The 19302-nt window shown below is 70.2% G+C and carries 20 protein-coding genes; 10 read left to right on the top strand and 10 right to left on the bottom strand.

The features are described from left to right. Positions 1–2: 2 nt before the first annotated feature. The 4 genes from ASF39_RS13405 to ASF39_RS13390 all read left to right on the top strand — a co-directional run bounded on the left by ASF39_RS13405 (position 3) and on the right by ASF39_RS13390 (position 6111). On the top strand, positions 3–1988 hold the full coding sequence (locus ASF39_RS13405) for a molybdopterin biosynthesis protein (RefSeq protein WP_056284666.1): 1986 nt from the start codon (positions 3–5) through the stop codon (positions 1986–1988). Continuing rightward, positions 1988–2548: a molybdopterin-guanine dinucleotide biosynthesis protein B gene (gene mobB / locus ASF39_RS13400; RefSeq protein WP_200938228.1), complete on the top strand. Its 561-nt coding sequence runs from the start codon at positions 1988–1990 to the stop codon at positions 2546–2548. The genes ASF39_RS13405 and mobB overlap by 1 nt, the downstream gene beginning before the upstream one ends. Continuing rightward, positions 2532–3785 carry a gephyrin-like molybdotransferase Glp gene (gene glp / locus ASF39_RS13395; RefSeq protein WP_056284663.1) on the top strand — a complete coding sequence of 418 codons (1254 nt, stop codon included), beginning with the start codon at positions 2532–2534 and terminating at the stop codon, positions 3783–3785. The genes mobB and glp overlap by 17 nt, the downstream gene beginning before the upstream one ends. Before the next feature lie 244 nt (positions 3786–4029). Further along, positions 4030–6111, top strand: a complete 2082-nt coding sequence (locus ASF39_RS13390) for a diguanylate cyclase (protein WP_210168675.1) — start codon at positions 4030–4032, stop codon at positions 6109–6111. A 116-nt stretch (positions 6112–6227) separates the two neighbouring features. Here the strand turns inward: ASF39_RS13390 and ASF39_RS13385 are convergent, their stop codons facing one another. The 8 genes from ASF39_RS13385 to ASF39_RS13350 form a co-directional block, all read right to left on the bottom strand. Next, complete coding sequence (locus ASF39_RS13385; protein ID WP_056284657.1) at positions 6228–6857, bottom strand: PRC-barrel domain-containing protein; 630 nt, start codon at positions 6855–6857, stop codon at positions 6228–6230. Positions 6858–7037: 180 nt separating this feature from the next. Further along, positions 7038–7616 carry a hypothetical protein gene (locus ASF39_RS13380; protein WP_082494568.1) on the bottom strand — a complete coding sequence of 193 codons (579 nt, stop codon included), beginning with the start codon at positions 7614–7616 and terminating at the stop codon, positions 7038–7040. A gap of 157 nt (positions 7617–7773) precedes the next feature. Next, positions 7774–8502, bottom strand: a complete 729-nt coding sequence (locus tag ASF39_RS13375; RefSeq protein ID WP_156387655.1) for an amino acid ABC transporter ATP-binding protein — start codon at positions 8500–8502, stop codon at positions 7774–7776. 48 nt (positions 8503–8550) lie between these two features. Beyond that, positions 8551–9243, bottom strand: coding sequence for an ABC transporter permease subunit (locus tag ASF39_RS13370; RefSeq protein ID WP_055884335.1), 693 nt, complete (start codon positions 9241–9243; stop codon positions 8551–8553). Between the two features lie 89 nt (positions 9244–9332). After that, the gene (locus ASF39_RS13365) at positions 9333–10055 is read right to left on the bottom strand and encodes an amino acid ABC transporter permease (protein ID WP_055884339.1); all 723 of its coding nucleotides are present in this window, start codon (positions 10053–10055) and stop codon (positions 9333–9335) included. 110 nt (positions 10056–10165) lie between these two features. Next, positions 10166–11056 (bottom strand): amino acid ABC transporter substrate-binding protein, encoded by an 891-nt coding sequence (locus tag ASF39_RS13360; protein ID WP_055884742.1) that lies wholly within the window; start codon positions 11054–11056, stop codon positions 10166–10168. A gap of 505 nt (positions 11057–11561) precedes the next feature. Continuing rightward, positions 11562–12083, bottom strand: coding sequence for a translation initiation factor IF-3 (gene infC / locus ASF39_RS13355; RefSeq protein ID WP_238204267.1), 522 nt, complete (start codon positions 12081–12083; stop codon positions 11562–11564). A 204-nt stretch (positions 12084–12287) separates the two neighbouring features. Continuing rightward, positions 12288–13520, bottom strand: coding sequence for a glycosyltransferase family 4 protein (locus ASF39_RS13350; RefSeq protein WP_055884745.1), 1233 nt, complete (start codon positions 13518–13520; stop codon positions 12288–12290). A gap of 204 nt (positions 13521–13724) precedes the next feature. Here ASF39_RS13350 and ASF39_RS13345 point away from each other — a divergent pair, with 204 nt between their 5' ends. Further along, positions 13725–14543, top strand: a complete 819-nt coding sequence (locus tag ASF39_RS13345; protein ID WP_056285138.1) for an alpha/beta hydrolase — start codon at positions 13725–13727, stop codon at positions 14541–14543. Here the strand turns inward: ASF39_RS13345 and ASF39_RS13340 are convergent. Together ASF39_RS13340 and ASF39_RS13335 are read right to left on the bottom strand one after the other, a co-directional pair. Further along, positions 14530–14790 carry a DUF1150 domain-containing protein gene (locus tag ASF39_RS13340; protein WP_056285134.1) on the bottom strand — a complete coding sequence of 87 codons (261 nt, stop codon included), beginning with the start codon at positions 14788–14790 and terminating at the stop codon, positions 14530–14532. The genes ASF39_RS13345 and ASF39_RS13340 overlap by 14 nt on opposite strands. Positions 14791–14902: 112 nt before the next feature. After that, entirely contained in the window at positions 14903–15337 is a 435-nt protein-coding gene (locus ASF39_RS13335) for an Hsp20 family protein (RefSeq protein ID WP_056284654.1), read from the bottom strand. A 581-nt stretch (positions 15338–15918) separates the two neighbouring features. Between ASF39_RS13335 and ASF39_RS13330 the strand changes: the two genes are divergently transcribed. From ASF39_RS13330 to ASF39_RS13310, 5 genes are all read left to right on the top strand, one after another. Further along, the gene (locus ASF39_RS13330) at positions 15919–16335 is read left to right on the top strand and encodes a hypothetical protein (RefSeq protein WP_055884348.1); all 417 of its coding nucleotides are present in this window, start codon (positions 15919–15921) and stop codon (positions 16333–16335) included. Between the two features lie 69 nt (positions 16336–16404). After that, positions 16405–17097 carry a MotA/TolQ/ExbB proton channel family protein gene (locus ASF39_RS13325; protein WP_055884352.1) on the top strand — a complete coding sequence of 231 codons (693 nt, stop codon included), beginning with the start codon at positions 16405–16407 and terminating at the stop codon, positions 17095–17097. An 81-nt stretch (positions 17098–17178) separates the two neighbouring features. Further along, positions 17179–17652, top strand: coding sequence for a protein TolR (gene tolR, locus ASF39_RS13320; RefSeq protein WP_056284650.1), 474 nt, complete (start codon positions 17179–17181; stop codon positions 17650–17652). 4 nt (positions 17653–17656) lie between these two features. Further along, complete coding sequence (locus ASF39_RS13315) at positions 17657–18745, top strand: energy transducer TonB (RefSeq protein ID WP_056284647.1); 1089 nt, start codon at positions 17657–17659, stop codon at positions 18743–18745. 10 nt (positions 18746–18755) lie between these two features. Further along, complete coding sequence (locus ASF39_RS13310; RefSeq protein WP_055884362.1) at positions 18756–19286, top strand: metallophosphoesterase; 531 nt, start codon at positions 18756–18758, stop codon at positions 19284–19286. Positions 19287–19302: the final 16 nt, after the last annotated feature.

Here is a 19302-nt window from a genome sequence, read left to right as displayed (position 1 = left end):
CGATGCCCCCTCCCCCGGACCCGGCCGACGCCTTCGCCGCGCGCCTCGCGGCGGCGTCCCGCCAGGAGCAGTTCCTGAACGTGCTCTCGCGCGATGCGGCGCTGGCGCTGTTTCGCGCCGAGATCCCGCACGTCCCCCTCGGCGACGAGACGGTTTTGCTGGCCGCCGCATTGGGACGGGTGCTGGCGCAGGACGTCGCCTCGCCCATCGACGTACCGCCTTTCGACCGGGCTCTGGTGGACGGATTCGCGGTGCGCGCCGCCGATACGCGCGGGGCGGGCGAGGCCGCACCGCGGCGCCTCGTCCTCAACCGCGAGATCCTGAGTTGCGGCATCGCCCCGGCGGAAGCGGTGACCGCGGGCACGGCCACCCCCATCGCCACCGGCGGCATGCTGCCGCGCGGGGCCGACGCCGTGGTGATGATCGAGGCCACCGAATTCCGCGACGACGACGGCGGAATGGCCGTCGACCTTTCCAGGGCAGCCGCGCCGGGCCAGTTCGTCGGCTATGCCGGGACCGACATGGCCCGCGGCGAGACCGTGCTGCGGGCGCGCACCCTCCTCACCGCCCGCGAGATCGGCATGCTCGCCGCCTGCGGCCTTTCAGCGGTGACGGTGGTGCGCCGTCCCCGCGTCGGCGTGATCTCGACGGGCGACGAACTGGTAGCCCCCGGCACCGCCCTCCCGGCGGCCGGCATCTACGATTCCAACGGTGCCATCGTCGCGGCGAGCGTCGCCGAGAACGGCGGCGAGGCGGTCTCCTTCGGGATCGTGCCCGACGACGGCGATGCCCTCGAGGCGAAGATCCGCGCCGCCCTGGCCGCCTGCGACCTCGTCGTCCTGTCGGGCGGGACCTCGAAGGGAGCGGGGGATGTCTCGCACCGCATCCTGTCGCGGCTCGGGCCGCCCGGCATCCTCGTGCACGGCGTGGCGCTCAAGCCCGGCAAGCCGCTGTGCCTCGCCAAGGCCGAAGGCAAGGCCATCGTGGTGCTGCCGGGCTTTCCGACCTCGGCCATGTTCACCTTCCACGATGTCGTCGTCCCCCTGATCCGCGCCCTTGCCGGCCTCCCCCCGCGGGAGGAGGCCGGCGTCGAGGCCGTCCTGCCGCAGCGCCTGTCGTCCGAGTTCGGGCGGATGGAGTTCGTCATGGCGGCCCTGGTCCGAGGGCCGGACGGCGCGGTGGCGGTGCCGCTGCCCAAGGGCTCGGGCTCGGTCACCGCCTTCTCCCAGGCCGACGGCTTTTTCGCCGTCCCGGCCGAGCGGTCCGGGCTGGAGGCCGGCGAGCGCGTGAGCCTGACCCGCCTCGGCGCGGGGGCGCGGACGCCCGATCTCACCATCGCCGGCAGCCATTGCCTCGGCCTCGACCGCGTGGTCGGGCGCCTGGCCGAACGGGGGGTCCGCGCGCGCACGATCTGGGTGGGCTCCTCGGGCGGGCTGGCCGCTCTGGAGCGTGGCGAATGCGATCTGGCCGCCCTTCACCTGTTCGATCCGCTCAGCGGCCGCTACAATGCGCCGTTCCTGCGCCCCGGCCTCGCCCTGGTGGCGGGCTGGCGCCGCCTCCAGGGCGTGGTGTTCCGGCCGGACGATCCGCGCTTTGCCGGCCGCGACGCCGAGACGGCCATTGCCGGCCTTCGCGACGATCCCGACGTGGTGATGGTCAACCGCAACACCGGCTCGGGCACCCGCCTCCTCGTCGACGGCCTCCTGGCAGGGGCGCGGCCGGCGGGCTTCTGGAACCAGCCGCGCTCCCACAACGCGGTGGCCGCGGCGGTGGCGCAGGGGCGGGCCGACTGGGGCGTCGCCATCGCGACGGTCGCCACGCTCTACGGCCTCGGCTTCCTGCCGCTGAGGGAAGAGCATTACGACTTTGCCCATGCCGGCGACGCCGTCGTCTCGCCGGCCTTGGCGGCGTTCCTCGAGGTCCTGGCCGAGGCCGCGACCGGCGACGACCTGACGGCCCTCGGCCTGTCGCGAGACAAGGGGCGCTGATGGCCGCCATGAGGGTCATCGGCCTCGCGGGCTGGAGCGGGGCCGGGAAGACGACGCTCCTGACGCGCCTGATCCCCGTGCTGTGCCAGCGCGGGCTTCGCTTGGCGACGGTCAAGCACGCCCACCACGCCTTCGACGTCGACAGGCCCGGCAAGGATTCGCACCGCCACCGCGAGGCCGGGGCAAGCGAGGTCGTCGTGTCGTCGAGCCGGCGCTGGGTGCAGATCCACGAGGTCGCGGACGGCGCCGAGGCGACCCTCGCCGACCTCCTGCGGCGCCTGAGCCCCTGCGATCTCGTCGTGGTCGAGGGCTTCAAGCGCGAGGCCCACCCCAAGCTCGAGGTGTTCCGCGCCGCCAACGGCCAGCCGCCCCTGCACCCGGACGACGCGCGCATCGTCGCGGTGGCGAGCGATGTTCCGTTCGCGCGGGCCGGGGTGCCGGTGGTCGCCCTCGACGCCATCGCCGCCATCGCCGATACCGTCCTGGCCCTGGCCGAGCCGATCGAGGCCGTGCTGGACAGGCTGCAGGACCGACGGTCGGATCATGGCCCAGCTCACTGACGACTGCTTCGCCTTCGGCGGATCGCTTCTCTCCATCGAGGAGGCCATCGCACTGATGCAGGACCGCCTGCCGGTGCTGGCGGGGTGCGAGACCGTCCCCCTCGACGAGGCGGACGGCCGCATCGCGGCGGCCGACGTTCTGGCCGGGATCGACCTGCCGCCCTTCGACAACTCGGCGGTGGACGGCTACGCCCTGCGCCACGCCGACCTCGACCCCGCGGGCGAGACCGTGCTGCCGGTGGCCGGCCGCATCGCGGCGGGGGCGACCGGGCCCGGCCTCGCCATCGCCGGCAATGCCGTGCGGATCTTCACCGGCGCCCCGATGCCTGCCGGTGCCGACACCGTGTTCATGCAGGAGGACGTGCGGCGGGAGGGCGATGTCGTCGGCCTGCCGACCGGCCTGAAGCGCGGTGCCAACCGCCGGCTGGCGGGCGAGGACGTCACCAGGGGGACCATCGTCGTTCCCGCCGGCCGGCGCCTGAGGCCCCAGGACCTGGCGCTGGCCGCGGCGGTGGGCCATGCCGCGCTGAGCGTGCGCCGGCGCCTGCGCGTGGCCGTCTTCTCCACCGGCAACGAACTGACCGAGCCCGGCGCCCCGCTGCCGCCCGGCGGCATCTACGATGCCAACCGCATCATGCTCGTCACCCTGCTGCGCCGCCTCGGCGTCGCGGTGGCGGACCTCGGCCTCCTGCGCGACGACCGGGGCGTGCTGACCGAGCGACTGGCGGCGGCTGCCGCCGACCACGACCTCGTGCTCACCTCCGGCGGCGTCTCCACGGGGGAAGAGGACCACGTCAAGGCGGCGGTGGAGGCCGCCGGGCAGCTGATGTTCTGGCGACTCGGCATCAAGCCGGGCCGCCCGGTCGCCATGGGCACGATTTCCGGCACGCCGTTCGTCGGGCTGCCGGGCAACCCGGTCGCGGCCTATGTCACCCTGGTGTTCGTGGTGCGTCCGCTCCTCGCCCGCCTCGGGGGTGCCACCTACCTGCCGCCCATCGGCATCCCGGCCCGGGCCGGTTTCGCCTACGCCAAGAAGACCGGGCGCCGCGAATTCGTGCGCGTCAGCCTGCATCGCGGCGCCGACGGGGTGTTCGAGGCCCGCAAGTACCCCCGCGACGGCGCCGGCGCCCTCACCTCGCTCACCGGCGGCGACGGGCTGGCGCAGCTCGGCGAGGAGCGCACCCGGCTCGATCCCGGCGACACGATCGAGGTCTTCCCTCACGAAGTCTTGTCCTGAGCGGGCGCGGGCCTGCCGGCGCTTTGCATCGGGCCTCACAAGTCTCTGGCGGAGATAATTTTTCAGAGCGCCGGCAGCCCGATCGTCATCGCGGAATTGGCCTGCGGCGCCGTGCCCCGGCCGGGCGATCTTAAGCTCTTCTTCAGCGCTGAATGGTGACTCGGAGCGGCGAGTGCCGGCGGGGATGCGAGTCGACGATCCGATGATGGAATGCGACGACCAACCCGGCAGGATCGATGCGGAATTGCTGCGGATTCGGAGCCTGTCCGACGCGATCGTGGACGGCGTGGCGATCGTATCGCCCGACGGCCTGATCCTGGAGGCCAACGCCAGCCTCGGCGGCCTGCTGGGATGCGATCCCCGCGCCCTCGTCGGGAGCCGGGCCGAGGAACTGGCGACGGACGCCCATCGTGGCATCGTTCTGCGTGCGATCTGCGCGCCCGAGGGCACGGCCCCGGTCGAGATCGTGCTCGCCGGCCCCGATGCGATCGGCGTCGAGATCCAGCATCGGCGGGTGGTCCTCGGCGGCGCTTCCCTGGGCCTGCTCAACATCCACGACCTGCGCGCCCGCAGTTCCGCTGTCGAGCGGGTCGGCCGCCATGCGCGCTACGATCCGCTCACGGGCTTGCGTAACCGGCTCGGCCTCGATCACGTCGTCGATGTCGAGCACACCGGCGCCGGCCGTTACGGCGCCGAATTCGCAGTGCTCTGTCTCGATCTCGACGGCTTCAAGGCGATCAACGACAATCACGGCCATGCCGCCGGCGACGAAGCGCTGCGCGTAGTGGCGCGCCGGCTGAAGGACGCCACCCGCGAAAGCGACCTGGTCTTCCGCCTCGGTGGCGACGAGTTCGTGATCCTGCAGGCCTTCACCGGTCATCCGTCGCAATCCGTCCGGCTGGCCGAGCGGCTGGTGGCCGCGATCGGCCTTCCCTTCTTCGTCGCCGACGCGCCCCTCCATCTCGGCGTCAGCATCGGGATCGCCCATCATCCGCACCAGGGCCGGTCGATCGCGGACCTGCTGCGCAACGCAGACGCCGCGCTCTACAAGGCCAAGCGCGAGGGCAAGAACACGTTTCGCGTGTTCGATCCCTCCCTCGACGACGCCGTCGAACGCCGCCGGGCGATCGAGGCGGATCTCCTGTTCGCCATCGATCGGGGCGAGCTCGAACTCGCCTATGAGCCGCAGATCGACGTCGCCACCGGCAGTGTTTCGGGCTTCGACGTGAGCCTGTCGTGGCACAGTGCGCGCCTCGGGCCGATCGCTCCCGCGGTCTTCGTACCGATCGCCGAGCAGGCCGGCCTGATGACGTCGATCGGGGACTGGCTTATCCACGAGGTCTGTCGGCAGGCCGCGAGCTGGACCCGACCCCTCGGGATCGCAGTGCCGGTCTGCCCGTCGCAGCTCACCGGCGGCGACGTCGCACTCAGCGTCTCGCAGGCTCTCGCGCTCACCGGCCTCGATCCGACGCGCCTGCGGGTGGATGTCGGCGAGGCCGCCGTCCTGGCCGGCGGTCGATCCGTCACCGAGACGCTGATGAGGCTTCGCGCCCTGAAGGTCAGGCTCGGCCTGGAGGATTTCGGTGCCGGCACGGCGTCGATCGCCGCCCTCGACGGCGGCATTTTCGGGAACGTGAAACTGGCCGGACTGTTTGCACGCCCCGAAGCGCCGGCTTCGCGCCTCGCGGCCATTCTCGCGGCGTGCCGGGCATTCGCTCTGCCCGTCACCGCCACGTCTGTCGACTGCCCGGAGATGCGTGACCGTCTGGCCGCGGCCGGCGTCGACGGCATCCTCGGACCCGTCGTCAGTCCCGCCCGAGCCATCGCGAGCTTCGCCCCCCTGGTCGGTGCCGTGCGGCCGGCCCCGACGCCCGCCGCCGGGGGGGCGGAGGCGGGCAGCGCCGCCGACCGGCTGCGCCCGTTTCGGCCCGAGCGGCTCCCCGTCCTCGTGGTCGACGACAGCGAGATCATCGGCGCGACCCTGGTGTCGCTGCTCGGCGCCTTCGGTTTCAGCGATGTTCGCTATGCGGGCGACGGCGAAGAAGCCTGGACGCTCCTTCGCCGCCATCGATTCGAGCTCGTGATCTCGGACTGGACCATGACCCCGGTGAACGGGATCGAGCTCCTGGCCCGCATCCGTGCCGATGCCGCCCTCGCCCCCATCCGGTTCCTCATGCTGACGGCGAACGCCCGCTCCGCGGCCCGGCTCGCCGCCCGCGACGCCGGCGTCGACGGATTCCTCGTCAAGCCGTTCCGGCCCGATGCCCTCGCTGCCAAGATCGTCGCAATGCTGGCGGCCCCACCGAGCCTCGACGAGGCCTGCTGACGGGGGCCGGTTTCCAAGCCGGCTTCGCAAAAGGGGTCATCGGTCTTGCGTCGAAGACCTGCGACAGACCGAGAGCCAGAGCAGGGTGAAGCGTCGGCCCGCCAACGCCGAGCCGCTTAGCGGCCCGCCGTACCGGTGGCGTCAAAGGCCGGCGCTTCCTGCAGCATCGCTTTCGTCGCCCGGATCTCGGCGCGAACCGGACCGTCGCCGGATCCCGGCACCGCGACGGTGGCGCGTCCGCGGGACGTGTCCGTGGCGGTCACCGATCCCGTCGCCTCGTTGACGCCCCCGCCCCTCTTCTCGTCGATGACGGTGAGGACATCGTTGGAAATTTGCGACCCGGGCATCGTCTGGGGGCCGGCCGTGTCGGCGGCCTTGGCGCTCGGGGCATCGGCCGGCGTGGTGCTGGATCGCGCCGTACCGCCTGAGGTCGCGACGCCGGTCCAGACCATCTGGTCGAAGGGAACCGCGACGCGCTTCTCGCCGATGCCGAGGAAGCCCCCGACGCCGATGACCACGGCCTTGGCGTGGCCATTTGCGTCGAGAACGATCTCCTCGATCCGGCCGACCCGTTCGTGCCCCATGCCGATCACGTCGAGGCCGATGAGCTTCGAGGCGGGCATGCCGGCGACGGACCGGGCCGTCAGGAAAGTGGCGGCGGATCCGCCCGGCTCTGCGAATGCGGGTGCGCTCGCGAGCACGGCGACGATCAGGGCGATGGCGCCGCTGCGGCTGAGGTAGGTCATTGGGGTCTCCGGCATTACCCTGATCCGAGATGCCACGGATCGCGAGACAGGAGTCGCGACGAAGCCCGAACGGGCGAGAGCCGAAAACCTGCTACCTGACAACGAACCCGATGACGTGCCGGTTCATCCCGCTCGCCGGGCAGGCGAATCGCGCCTGCCCAGTCGACGGCTCGTGCGCCCTTATTGTGCGGCGATGAGGAACTTCAGATCGAGGGCGGCCAGGGACATCAGGGGCGCCGGCATCACCACGCCCGCCCGACGCATGCCGCGCGCCGAGGCCTGGCAGGCGGCGATGTCGTTGGCGGCGATCGCGGCATCAGCGCGCACGATCTCATCGGCCGACGGCTTCTTGGGCGGCGGTGCCGCGGGGGCTGCCGGAGCGGCGGCCTGGGCCGGGGGCGGGCTCGCCTGGCTAGAGGGCGCACTGGCGCCGGAGGGGGACCCGGCATTCTGCGAGGCGCCCTGAGGGCCCGAGGCACCGGGACCGCCGTTGGTGGTCGGCCCGCTGAGGCCGGACGACTTCTGGGTCTCGCTCGCACCGGACGGCGCCGGGCTCGATCCGCCCGGGTTGGGCGCCTGGACCGCTGTCTGGCTCGGTGCCGCCGCCGCCGGGGCGGCCGGTGCCGGCGGATGCAGGAAGGCCGTCAGTTCCTTGCAGATGTTGGCCGGAACGCCGGTGCCCGCCGTCCCCTGCGCCGACGCGCCGTTCGACAGAACCATGGCCGTCGCGACGACAAAGGCCGAACCGAGCCCACGCATGATGTTTCTCCCGCTGCGTCGCCCATGGCGAGCCGACGCTGTCACGCGGTATGTCAGCCGCCCGGCGGGCGGCCTGTCAAGAGCGTCAGGCGGCCGAGATCGTTCAGTGGGCCGAGATCGTTCAGTGGGCCAGGATCGTTCAGTGGGCCAGGATCGTTCAGTGGGCCAAGATCTTGGACAGGAAGGTCTGCGCCCGGTCGGAGCGCGGCTTGTCGAAGAAATCGTCCTTGCCGGCATCCTCGACGATCTCGCCGCGGTCCATGAAGACGACGCGGTTGGCGACCTTGCGGGCAAAGCCCATCTCGTGGGTCACCACCATCATGGTCATGCCTTCCTTGGCGAGGCCGACCATCACGTCGAGCACCTCGCCCACCATCTCCGGATCGAGCGCCGAGGTCGGCTCGTCGAACAGCATCACGATCGGATTCATCGAGAGCGCGCGGGCGATGGCCACGCGCTGCTGCTGCCCGCCCGAGAGCTGGCCCGGGTACTTGTGGGCATGGGCCGATAGGCCCACCCGCTCGAGGAGCGTGAGACCGGTGCTCCGTGCCGCCTCGGCCGAGCGGCCGAGCACCTTGCGCTGGCCCAGCATCAGGTTGTCGGTGATCGAGAGATGGGGAAACAGCTCGAAGTGCTGGAACACCATGCCGACGCGCGAGCGCAGCTTGGGAAGGTCCGTCCCCTTGGCCTGGACGCCGATGCCGTCGACCGTGATCGATCCTTTCTGGATCGGCTCGAGGGCGTTCACCGTCTTGATGAGGGTCGACTTGCCCGATCCCGAAGGCCCGCACACCACGACGACCTCGCCCTTGGTCACCTGGGTGGTGCAGTCGTTGAGGACCTGAACCGGGCCGTACCATTTGCTGATGCCGTTGATGGCGATCATCGGCGCGGCGCTGGCGGGGGAGGCGGAAGCGGACATGGCAGGATGCCTTCAGCGGATGATGGCGACGCGACGCTGCAGGCGGCGCACGAGGGTCGAGGCGGTGAGGCAGATGATGAGATAGACCACGGCCGCGAAGATATACATCTCCACGAGGCGCCCATCGCGCTGAGCGACCTTGGAGGCCGCACCCATGAAGTCGGTGAGCGAGATCACGTAGACCAGCGAGGTGTCCTGGAAGAGCACGATGGTCTGCGTCAGAAGCAGCGGCACCATGTTCCGGAAGGCCTGCGGCAGGATCACGGTCGCCATGGTCTGGCGGTAGTTAAGGCCCAGGGCCTGCGCCGCCGACGTCTGGCCCTTGGAGACCGACTGGATGCCCGCGCGCATGATCTCCGAGAAGAACGCCGCTTCGAACAGCGTGAAGGTGACGAGAGCCGAAGTGAAGGCACCGACCGAGATCGGGCGCGACGCCCCGGTCATCCACTGCCCGATGTAGGGCACCAGGAAGTAGAACCAGAAGATGACAAGCACCAGCGGCAGCGACCGCATGAAGTTGACGTAGATCTTGGCCGGGATCGCCAGCGCGGCGATGCCGGACAGGCGCATCATGGCGATGAGCGTGCCGAGGATGATGCCGCCCGTGGCCGCCAGCGCCGTCAGCGTGACGGTGAAGACCATGCCCGTCCCGAACAGGTAGGGCAGCGAGCCGAGGATGACGTTGAGATCGAAATCCGAGAACATCCGGCTACCTCAGATCGCGACGGTTTTGCGTGACGGCTTCGACGGGTCGGCCAGGTGCGGACACGTTTCCCGAGACGGAGCGGCGGCCATCAGCGGGCCCCCGGCACGGCGACGCGGGTCTCGATCTTGCCGGCCACGGTGACGACCAGGAGGCTGATGCCGAGGTAGATCACCGTCGCCGCCGTGAAGGCCTCGAACACCTGCGATGAGAATTCCTGCATCGACCGGGCGCGGGCCGTCAGTTCCAGCAGGCCGATGGTCAGGGCCACCGAGGTGTTCTTCATGTTGTTGAGGAATTCGGAGGTCAGCGGCGGCAGGATCACCCGGTAGGCGATGGGCAGGATCACGTAGCGGTAGGTCTGGGCCGTCGTCAGCCCCAGGGCCGTGCCGGCCATCCGCTGGCCTCGGGGCAGCGATTCGATGCCGGTGCGCACCTGCTCGGCGACGCGCGAGGCGGTGAAGAAGCCCAGGCATATCACCGCCGTATAGAAGGAGGCGTTCGGGAGCTGCTTGAGCCAGTTGCCCCAATTCTCGGGCACCACCTCCGGCATCACCGAGTACCAGAGGAACATCTGCACGAGCAGCGGGATGTTGCGGAAGAGCTCCACGTAGCCGGTGCCGATGGCATTCGCGGCCTTGCTCGGAAGCGTCCTCATCACGCCGATGATCGAGCCGAGGCAGAAGGCGATGATCCAGGAGCACAAGGCCGTCGCCAGGGTCCACAGCAGGCCCGACAGGAGCATGTCGGCATAGGTCCCGGTCCCCTCGGGGGACTGGTCGAAGAAGATGCTCCAGTTCCAATTGTAGTTCATGGCCTAGGGCATGATCTTTTCGCGAGGGGAACGATCGCCGGCGCCATGAGCGCGGCCACGGAGCCGCGCGGCCGCCACGGGCAGGTGCCTGTGGCGGCCGCGACGGTCGGTCAGTAAGCGGCCGGATCGGCGCTGTCGCTCGGGTTCGCGAAGGCCTTCTTCATGGCCTCGCTCATCGGCAGGTTCAGGTTGATGTTCCGCGGCGGGATCGGCTTGGTGAACCATTTCTCGTAGAGCGCGACGCCGTCGGGGCTCTTGTAGATCGCGGCCGTGGCGGCATCGACGACCTTCTTGAAGGGCTCGTCGTCCTTGCGCAGCATGATGCCGTAGGGCTCGGGGGCCGACAGGGCTTCAGACGAGATCGCGTACGCGCCCGGATCCTTGGAGCCGGCGGCCAGCGAGGCCAGCAGGACATCGTCCATCACGAAGGCGACCGCGCGCCCGGTCTCGACCATCAGGAACGCTTCCGCGTGGTCCTTGGCCGGCAGGATCGTCAGGCCGAGGCCGCGGGCGGTGTTGGCCTCGTTGATCTGCCGGATGTTGGTGGTTCCCGAGGTCGAGACGACGGTCTTGCCCTTCAGGTCCTCGATCTTGTCGAGCTTGGCCGACTTCTTGGCCACATAGCGGGTGGCGGTGAGGAAGTGGGTGTTGGTGAAGGACACCTGCTTTTGGCGATCGACGTTGTTGGTGGTCGAGCCGCACTCGAGGTCGACGGTACCGTTGGCGATGAGCGGGATGCGGGTCGCCGAGGTGACCGGATTGAGCTTCACCTCGAGCTTGGACAGCTTCAGGTGGGCTTTGACCGCGTCGGCGACCTTGTTGCAGATCTCGAACGCGTAGCCGACGGGCTTCTGGTCGTTGTCGAGATAGGAGAACGGTACCGAGGCGTCGCGGTAGCCGATGGTGATGGCGCCCGTCTCCTTGATCTTCGCCAGGGTGCCGGTGAGGTCCTGCGCCTGCGCGCTTCCTGCTGCGACCGCGACCGTGACGCCCAGCAACATCGCCAGGGGACGGCGCGGCAGGCGCTGATGGCTCGTATGCATCGGCAGACTCACTCCTTGATGATGACGGATTTGCATCGGCATCGCTGCCTTGACGACAGCAGCTTAACAGCGGTCGGCCCGGTCGCAAGTGAAGGACAGTGTCATACCGCTTTTTGCACGGGGCGAATCGGAGCCAGCAAGATTCGTGCGGATGACGCAGTCCGCCGATTACCGCTCGCCTCGATCACGAAACCTGTCGTCACCATATCGGTGAGATCCTGCCCGGAGAAGCGCCGTTGACAGGCAGTCCCGCCGACATTTGTCGCCCGATCTGCCCGTCTCCTATGCATCGTACGGCCGATCCCGCCCCGGAACATCACGGTACGACGGCGACACAAAAAAACGGCGACCCTCGCGGGCGCCGTTTCATGTGGATCAAACAATGTCGGAGCGACGTACTTTTCGGCCTCCGGCCACCGGACCCCATCGACCATCCCGGATCGAGCGCGCCGGCCGATCAATCCTAGCGCGGCGCCAGGATCATGATCATCTGCCGGCCTTCGAGCATCGGCTCGCTCTCGACCTTGGCGATTTCCTGCGTCTCGTTCTTGACGCGCTCGAGCAGGCGCAGGCCGATGTCCTGGTGTGCCATCTCGCGTCCACGGAAGCGCAACGTCACCTTGACCTTGTCGCCCTCCTCGAAGAAGCGGACGACGGCCTTCATCTTGGTGTCGTAGTCGTGCTTGTCGATGCCGGGGCGGAGCTTAATCTCCTTGACCTCGACCGTCTTCTGCTTCTTGCGGGCCTCGTTCTGCTTCTTCTGCTCGTTGAAGCGGAAGCGGCCGTAATCGAGCAGCTTGCAGACGGGAGGGACGGAGTTGGGGGCGATCTCGACGAGATCGAGGCCGGCCTCTTCGGCCAACGTCAGGGCATCGAAGAAGGCGACAACGCCACGGTTCTGGCCGGTATCGTCGATGAGCTGCACTTCACGGACACCACGGATGTCCCGGTTGGCGCGCGGCCCGTCCTTCTGCGGGGCCGGCATGGCTCTCATTGGTCTACGAATGGCTTCAATCTCCTGATGAAACGCCGAAACGGCAGCCGCGGGACACGCCTTTAAGGCAGATCCTGGCCACCAAACGCTCCGGAACTCCGGTGGATGCAGCTTGACTGACTCGGGTCACAAGTCAACCGGGCAATGGCGATTTGGTTCATGGCGACCGCCGAAGCGAGGATCGCCGATTCCGCATCACGACGGGCCCCGCCTCTGGGCGAGGAGCGAAGCGTAGACGGCCAGGGTGTCGCGCGCCATACCTTCGAGCGAGAAGTGCGCCTCCACATGCGCCCGCGCCCGCCCGGCCAGGGCATCGCGGGCACTGGCACCCAGCGACAGGGCCTCCACCAGCGCGCCGGCGAGCGCCGGGGCATCGGCCGGGGGCACCCGCCAGCCGGTGCGCTGGGAGGCCGGCACGTCCGGCGGCGCCAGGACGGTCTCGGGGACGGCGCCGAGGTCGGAGACGACCACCGGCGTTCCCAGCGCCTGCGCCTCCACCGCCGAGCGACCGAAGGCTTCGGGTTCCACGGAGGGCACCGCGACGACGGAGGCCGCCCGGAACGCCGCCGGCATGTCGGTGCAATGACCGACCCGGCGCACGATTCCCTCGAGCCCCCTGGCCGCGATCAGCGCGTCGAGTTCGCGCTCATAGGCCGAGCGTCCCTGCGGATCGCCCGCCAGGATGAAGGCGACGTCGCCGAGGCCGCGATCGCGCATCAGGGCCGCGGCCTCGATGAGGACGCGCTGGCCCTTCCATGCGGTCAGCCTCGCGGCGAGCAGCACCACCCGTTCGTGCGGCGCCACCTCCCACGTCCGGCGCAGGGCCTCGACCCGCGCCGCCGAGACCGCGCCGGCGGAGAAAAGCGTGAGGTCGGTGCCGCGATGGATCACCCGGACGCGGTCGCCCGCCTGCTCGGGATGGAGGGCGCGGATGAGGCCGCCGGTGTAATGCGAGTTGGCGATGACCACGTCGCCGCGCGCCATCACCGAGTTGTACAGCACCTTCACGCCGGTCCGCCCGGAATAGCTGCCGTGGTAGGTGGTGACGAAAGGCAGCCCCCTGCGGCGCACCGCCCCCAGCGCCACCCAGGCCGGTGCGCGGGAGCGGGCATGCACGAGGTCGACGCCCTCGCGCCGGCACAGGCGGGCGAGGCGCCCGACGTGCAGCGCCATGCTCAATGGGTTCTTGGAGCCCGCCGGGAACGGCAGCCAGATGCCGCCCTTGGCCTGGAGTTCGCCCACCAGCCGTCCGCCTTCGGTGGCGACCAGGGCCCGTGCGCCAGCCGCGGCCAGCGCCTCGGCGACGTCCACCGTGGTGCGCTCGGCCCCGCCGGCGTCCAGGGCCGGAATGATCTGGAGGATGGTCGCGCCGGCGAGTGGCGCCGCGTCGGCGGGAAAGCCACCGCCCTGGCGGCTCTCAACCGTCATGGCGTTCGTCATGGCGTTCGGCCGATCGTCCGGATGCGGGCCTCGGTTCGGAGGGCGACTCGATCCTCGCGGTTCCCGGCTCGGCACGGCGACGTGGACTGTCTGCGATCATGCTCCACCATCGGTCCTTCGCTTTACGGTCCGGTAAACGACGTGCGAATGCGACCCGCCCACAGCGACGATGCCACGATGGACCCCTCCCCCATGCCCGCAATCCCCAACGCGCCGGATCGTCCCGACGAACCCATCCGTCTCGCCGTCGGCACGGGGCCGGCACGCCGCGACCTCGCCGTCCGCGTCAGGGAGGGGGCCGGCCCCGCCGTGGTCTGGCTCGGGGGCTTCCGCTCGGACATGGGCGCCACCAAGGCGCTCGCCCTCGACGCCTGGGCGCGGGCCTCGGGACGGCGGCTGGTGCGTTTTGACTACGGCGGCCACGGCGAGTCCGGCGGACGCTTCGAGGATGGCACGATCTCGACCTGGCTCGAGGACGCATGCGCCGTGGTGGCGAACTTCGCGGGCCCCTCCCCCGTCCTGGTCGGCTCCTCGATGGGAGGGTGGATCGCGGCGTTGCTCGCCCGTGAACTGCGGGATGCCGGACAGCCGGCACACGCCCTGGTCCTGATCGCCCCGGCCTTCGACTTCACGGAAAAGTTGATGTGGGACCGCTTCGGGCCGGAGATCCGCGCCACCATCGAGCGCGACGGGGTCTGGCTACGCCCCACCGACTACGGACCCGATCCGGTCCCGGTGACGCGCGCCCTCATCGAGGACGGTCGCCGTCACGGCCTCCTCGACGGGCCGTTCGATCCGGGATGTCCCGTCGAGATCCTGCAGGGGATGGACGACCCGGACGTGCCCTACGGGCACGCCCTGCGCATCGTCGGCATCCTGCCCCAGGCCGGCACCGTCCTGACGCTGATCGCCGATGGCGACCACCGCCTGTCCCGCCCGGCCGACATCGCGCGGCTGGTGGCGGCGGTGGACGCGAGCGTCCGCGCGGATCGCCCATTCAGTGCAGACTGACGGTGACGAGATCCTGCGCATGGGCATTGGCGACGACGACGTCGCGGGAGTCCGCCAGCAGGATCGGCGTGCCGTTGGCCGAGAGAAGGGCGAACAGGTCGAGGCCTGGCATCAGGTCGGGCGCCTGCGGGAACAACCGCCGGACGTCGTCCGAGCGAATCGCCCGGACGTAGGCAAGGTGGCCTTCGCCCAGCGCGGCGAGATCGGCGATCTGGAAGTCGCCGGCGTCGAGGTCGGCATGCGTCATCGGGTTCTGGCTGATGTCGGACATGGCTGGGCCCTCCTTTCGAGGCAGAGCGTCTGGCTGGTTTCGCGGTCCGCGACGGCGGCACCGGGCAGTCTGGGGCGAAGCGGCGAACTCACGGATCGCGGGAGGCGATCGCGATCTTGCGGACGATCCGTTCCGGCTCGGGCCGGGTGAGGTCGATCGACAGGAGGCCGTTGGCGAGGTCGGCCCCCATCACTTCCATGCCGTCGGCCAGCAGAAAGGTCCGCTGGAACTGGCGCGCCGCGATGCCGCGGTGGAGGAATTCCTTCGTCTTCTCGTCCACCTGCCGGCCGCGGACCACCAGGTGGTTCTCTTCCAGCATCACGTCGAGTTCACCCTGCGTGAAGCCGGCCACGGCCAGCGTGATGCGCAGGCGTTCCGGCCGGTCGGCGGCCCGTGCCACGCGTTCGATGTTGTAGGGCGGGTAGCCATCGCTCGCCCCCTTGGCGACACGGTCGAGGGCCTGCTCGATCTCGTCGAACCCGAGCAGGAACGGATGCCCGAAGGGCGAGGGACGTGTCGTCACGCGATAGTTCCTTGGCGAAGCCCCGGGAACGATCGTGGGGCACTTCGAGGGTCGGAGCCCGCTTCACGCAGCGCTCCTGTCCGCCGGCGACGGCGGCTGTCCGCGATATGGATGCGGACCGGAACGCCATCAAGGGTTTGCCATCCTTGACGAAGTCGAAGCGGGATCGACCCTGGGGGCGGCACACCCGCCACCCCGACCTGCGACGAGATTTCGGGATGATTCGGCAAGTGTATCCGGGATGATCCGGCAGTCGGGAGGGCTCGCAGACGACGTTTTGCCTGGCGCGGTAACAGTTTGGAACTGCTCTCATTTTCAGGCGTCCCCTTGATCACGGCCCGCGGCTTCGGCTAATCCCGCCAGCGACCCGAGACGCCGGCCAAGCCCCGAAGGGGTGGGTCGCCGCGACGATACGTCGGCGCCGACGCCAGCGAGTGTCGCCCGGCGCGCACAGCCGTTTTGAGAGGCCGGCCTTTGCGGCGCGGGTCGCCATCGAGGAAGCCAGGATCGACATGCCGTCCGCTTTGCCGCTTACCGGGCCGAAGACTCGGCCGACCTCATCGGCCCGCGATCAGCGCCGGATGGCCGTTCCGGTCGTCGCCCTCGGCGTCGTGCTGGCCGGGCCGGCCGCGGCGCAGGAGACGAAGGGTGCACCCCTGAAGCTCGAACTCAACCGGCTTGAGCCGGCGGGAGACGCCTGCCGGACCTACCTGATGGTGGACAACAGCCGCGGTACCGCGCTGAAGTCCCTCAAGGTCGACCTTTTCGCCTTCGATACCGAGGGCGTCGCCCAGAAGCGGCTCGCGGTCGAGCTCGGCCCGATCCCGGATCGCAAGACCGTGGTCCGGCTGTTCGATTTCCCGGGGATCGCCTGCCCCAAGATCGGGCGGGTTCTCCTGAACGACGTGCTGGCTTGCGAAGGCGCGCAGGCGAGCCGCGAGAGCTGCCTCGAGCGGATCGAGCCCGAGAGCAAGGCAGCGGCGGCCTTCGCCCGCTGAGGCCCGACAACCGTCCGCCCCACGGCCGCCCGGCCGCGGGTGCCCCGTCATTGAACCCGAGGGACCCTCATGGACCCGACCCACGCCCCCGTCGAGATCGCCCACGATCTCTCCTTCCTCGGCCTCTTCCTCCAGGCCGATCCGATCGTGAAGGGCGTGATGATCCTTCTGGTCGTGGCATCCGTCGCCTGTTGGACGGTGATGCTGGAGAAGGTGGTGCGGTTCGCCGGCGCCAAGCGGCAGGCCAAGGCATTCGATGCCCTGGTGCGTGCCAACGGTGCGTTGGAGACCGAGGGCCGCGGCCTCGCCCGATCCGTCACCAGGGCGGCGGTGGAGGCCTGGCGCGACCAGGACACCAGCGAGACCCGCGCCGAACGGCGCGATCGCATCGAGCGGGCCATGCGCGCCGCCCTCACCCTCGACATCAAGCGGTTGCAGACCGGCCTGCCGCTCCTCGCCACCGCCGGCTCGACGGCGCCCTTCATCGGCCTGTTCGGCACGGTCTGGGGCATCATGAACTCGTTCTCGGCCATCGCGAAGAGCCAGGACACCTCCCTCGCCGTGGTGGCTCCCGGCATCGCCGAGGCGCTGTTCGCCACCGCCATCGGCCTGATCGTCGCGATCCCGGCGGTGATGGCCTACAACAAGCTGACGAACGACCTCGGGCGCATCCAATCCGCCTTCGTGTCGAGCATCGGCATCCTCGGTAACCGTCTCGCCCGCGACAGGACCGTCCAGGGCCGCGCCGCCGCCGCGGAATAGCCGCGCCTCGCTTCTCAGACCGAAGCCGCCCCCAAGACGGGCCCGGCTGCACCGCCTCATTCCGTTCAGGGAAACACGACCATGGCGATGGGTTCGATCCGCGCCTCCGGCGGCGACGACGAGGACGGCCTCGATTCGGCGCCGATGTCGGAGATCAACGTCACGCCGATGGTGGACGTGATGCTGGTGCTGCTGATCATCTTCATGGTGGCGGCCCCCCTCATGACCACCGGCGTGCCGGTGCAGTTGCCCAAAACCACGGCCGCCAAGGTGGCGCAGGCCAAGAAGCCCCTGGAGATCTCCATCGACAAGGACGGACAGCCCTTCCTCGCCAAGGAGTTCCTCAGCGCGGAGGCCATCCTGCCGCGGCTGCGGGCGCTGGCCGCCGAGGACCCGAGCCAGGTGATGCTGGTGCGCGGCGACCGCGACGTGCCCTACGGCAAGATCATGGAGGTGATGGGCCTCGTCGGCCAGGCCGGGTTCACCAAGGTCTCGCTGATCGCCCAGTCGCCCGGCGGCCCGCTGCCGACCGTGCCCGCCGGGGCGCCGCGATAGCCCGATGAGCCTGTCCACGACCGCAGACCAGCCCGGCGGCGGACCGTCGGGGCTCGGCCCCGCCTTTCTCGTCGCATTCCTGCTGCACGCGACGGCGCTGGCGGGGCTGGCCTATTACGCGCCGCCCCCGTCGGCGCCGCCCGGCGAGAACACCATCACGATCGATCTGGCTCCACAGATGACGGAGGCGGATTCGCAGGCGCCCGCCGATCAGGCTCAGTCCGATCCGCCGCCGGCGGAGACCGAGCCCGTGGAGGCGCCGGACGCCACGGTGTCGAGCGCACCGCCCGATACGATGGCGATCGCGCCCGAGGACACGACGACGGCCAAGCCACCGGCCGAGGCGACGATGGCCGTTCCCACCGAGGTCGAGCCGGCGGCCCCGGCCGAGTCCGCGGCCGCGGCACCGCCGCAGGAGCAGGTCGTCACCTCCACCGCCGAGGAGGCCGCCCCGATCGAGGCGCCGCCCGAGGTCGTGGCCGAAACTCCGAAGCCACCCGAGCCCCCCAAGGTGGTGGCTCAGCCCAAGCCGCCCGAGCCGCAGCGGCCCAAGCCGACGCCGCCGGACCCGGCCAAGCTCGAGGCGGCGCGCCAGGAAGCCAAGCGCGAGGCCAAGCGCATCGCCGAGCGCGAGGCGCGTCGGAAGGCCGAGATCGAGGCCAAGCGCGAGGCCAGGGCCAAGGCGGCCCGGGACGCAGCCCGCGAGGCGCGCGACCGCAGCGCCGAACCGAACACCGCCCGGGGCGCCCAGAACTCGGCCTCGGCCTCCCGCCAGAGCAGTGCCGGCGCGGCCGCGGGCGGCAACGATCCGAGCGCGCTACGCGCCTGGCAGGGTGCTCTCAGTTCGGCGATCCACGGCCGGATGGACAGGAACGCCGCGGCCGGTACGGCCGGAGGCGTCGCGGTGGTGCGCTTCACCGTGACCCGGTCCGGCCAGGTCACCAGCGCGGGGCTCGCCCGCAGCAGCGGGGTCGGTCCGATCGACAGCGCGGCGCTGGCCACCGTGAGGGGCTCGCTGCCGGCAGCCCCCGCCGGCGTCTCGGTGAGCAGCCTCGCGGTGACGGTTCCCCTGCGCTTCAGCCCCGGCCGGTGACGGCCGCCGCATGGCGACCTGGTTCACCAGCGACACCCACTTCGGCGACCCGCGCATCCTGCGGATCGACCGGCGGCCGTTCCGGGACCTGCCCAGCCACGACGCGGCGCTGATCGCCAACTGGAACACGGTGGTCTTGCCGGACGACGAGGTCTGGCACCTGGGCGACTTCGCGCTGGGCCCCGACGACGATGCGGTGGCCGCCCTCCTGGCGAGCCTGAACGGAACGAAGCACCTTATCATCGGCAACAACGACGGGCCGGGGACGCTCGCCGCTCCGGGCTGGGCCTCGGTCGCCCACTACGCAGAATTGACCGTCGACGATCGCCATTTGGTGCTGTGCCATTACGCCTTCCGGACCTGGAACCGGATGGGCAGCGGCGTCATCGACCTGCACGGGCATTCGCATGGCAAGCTGAAGCCGGCGCCGAGGCAATACGACGTCGGGGTCGATGCACAGGGCTTCGCGCCGGTGCAGCTCGCGACGATCCTGACCTCGCGCCGACACAACGCTGCGCCGCAAAAACCGGCGGAACCTTAACCGGCGACCGGCCGTT

The organism is Methylobacterium sp. Leaf108 (assembly GCF_001423265.1).
Lineage (GTDB): Bacteria > Pseudomonadota > Alphaproteobacteria > Rhizobiales > Beijerinckiaceae > Methylobacterium.
Note: the sequence above shows the minus strand (reverse complement) of the source record. Positions and strands in the feature narration are given on the sequence as shown.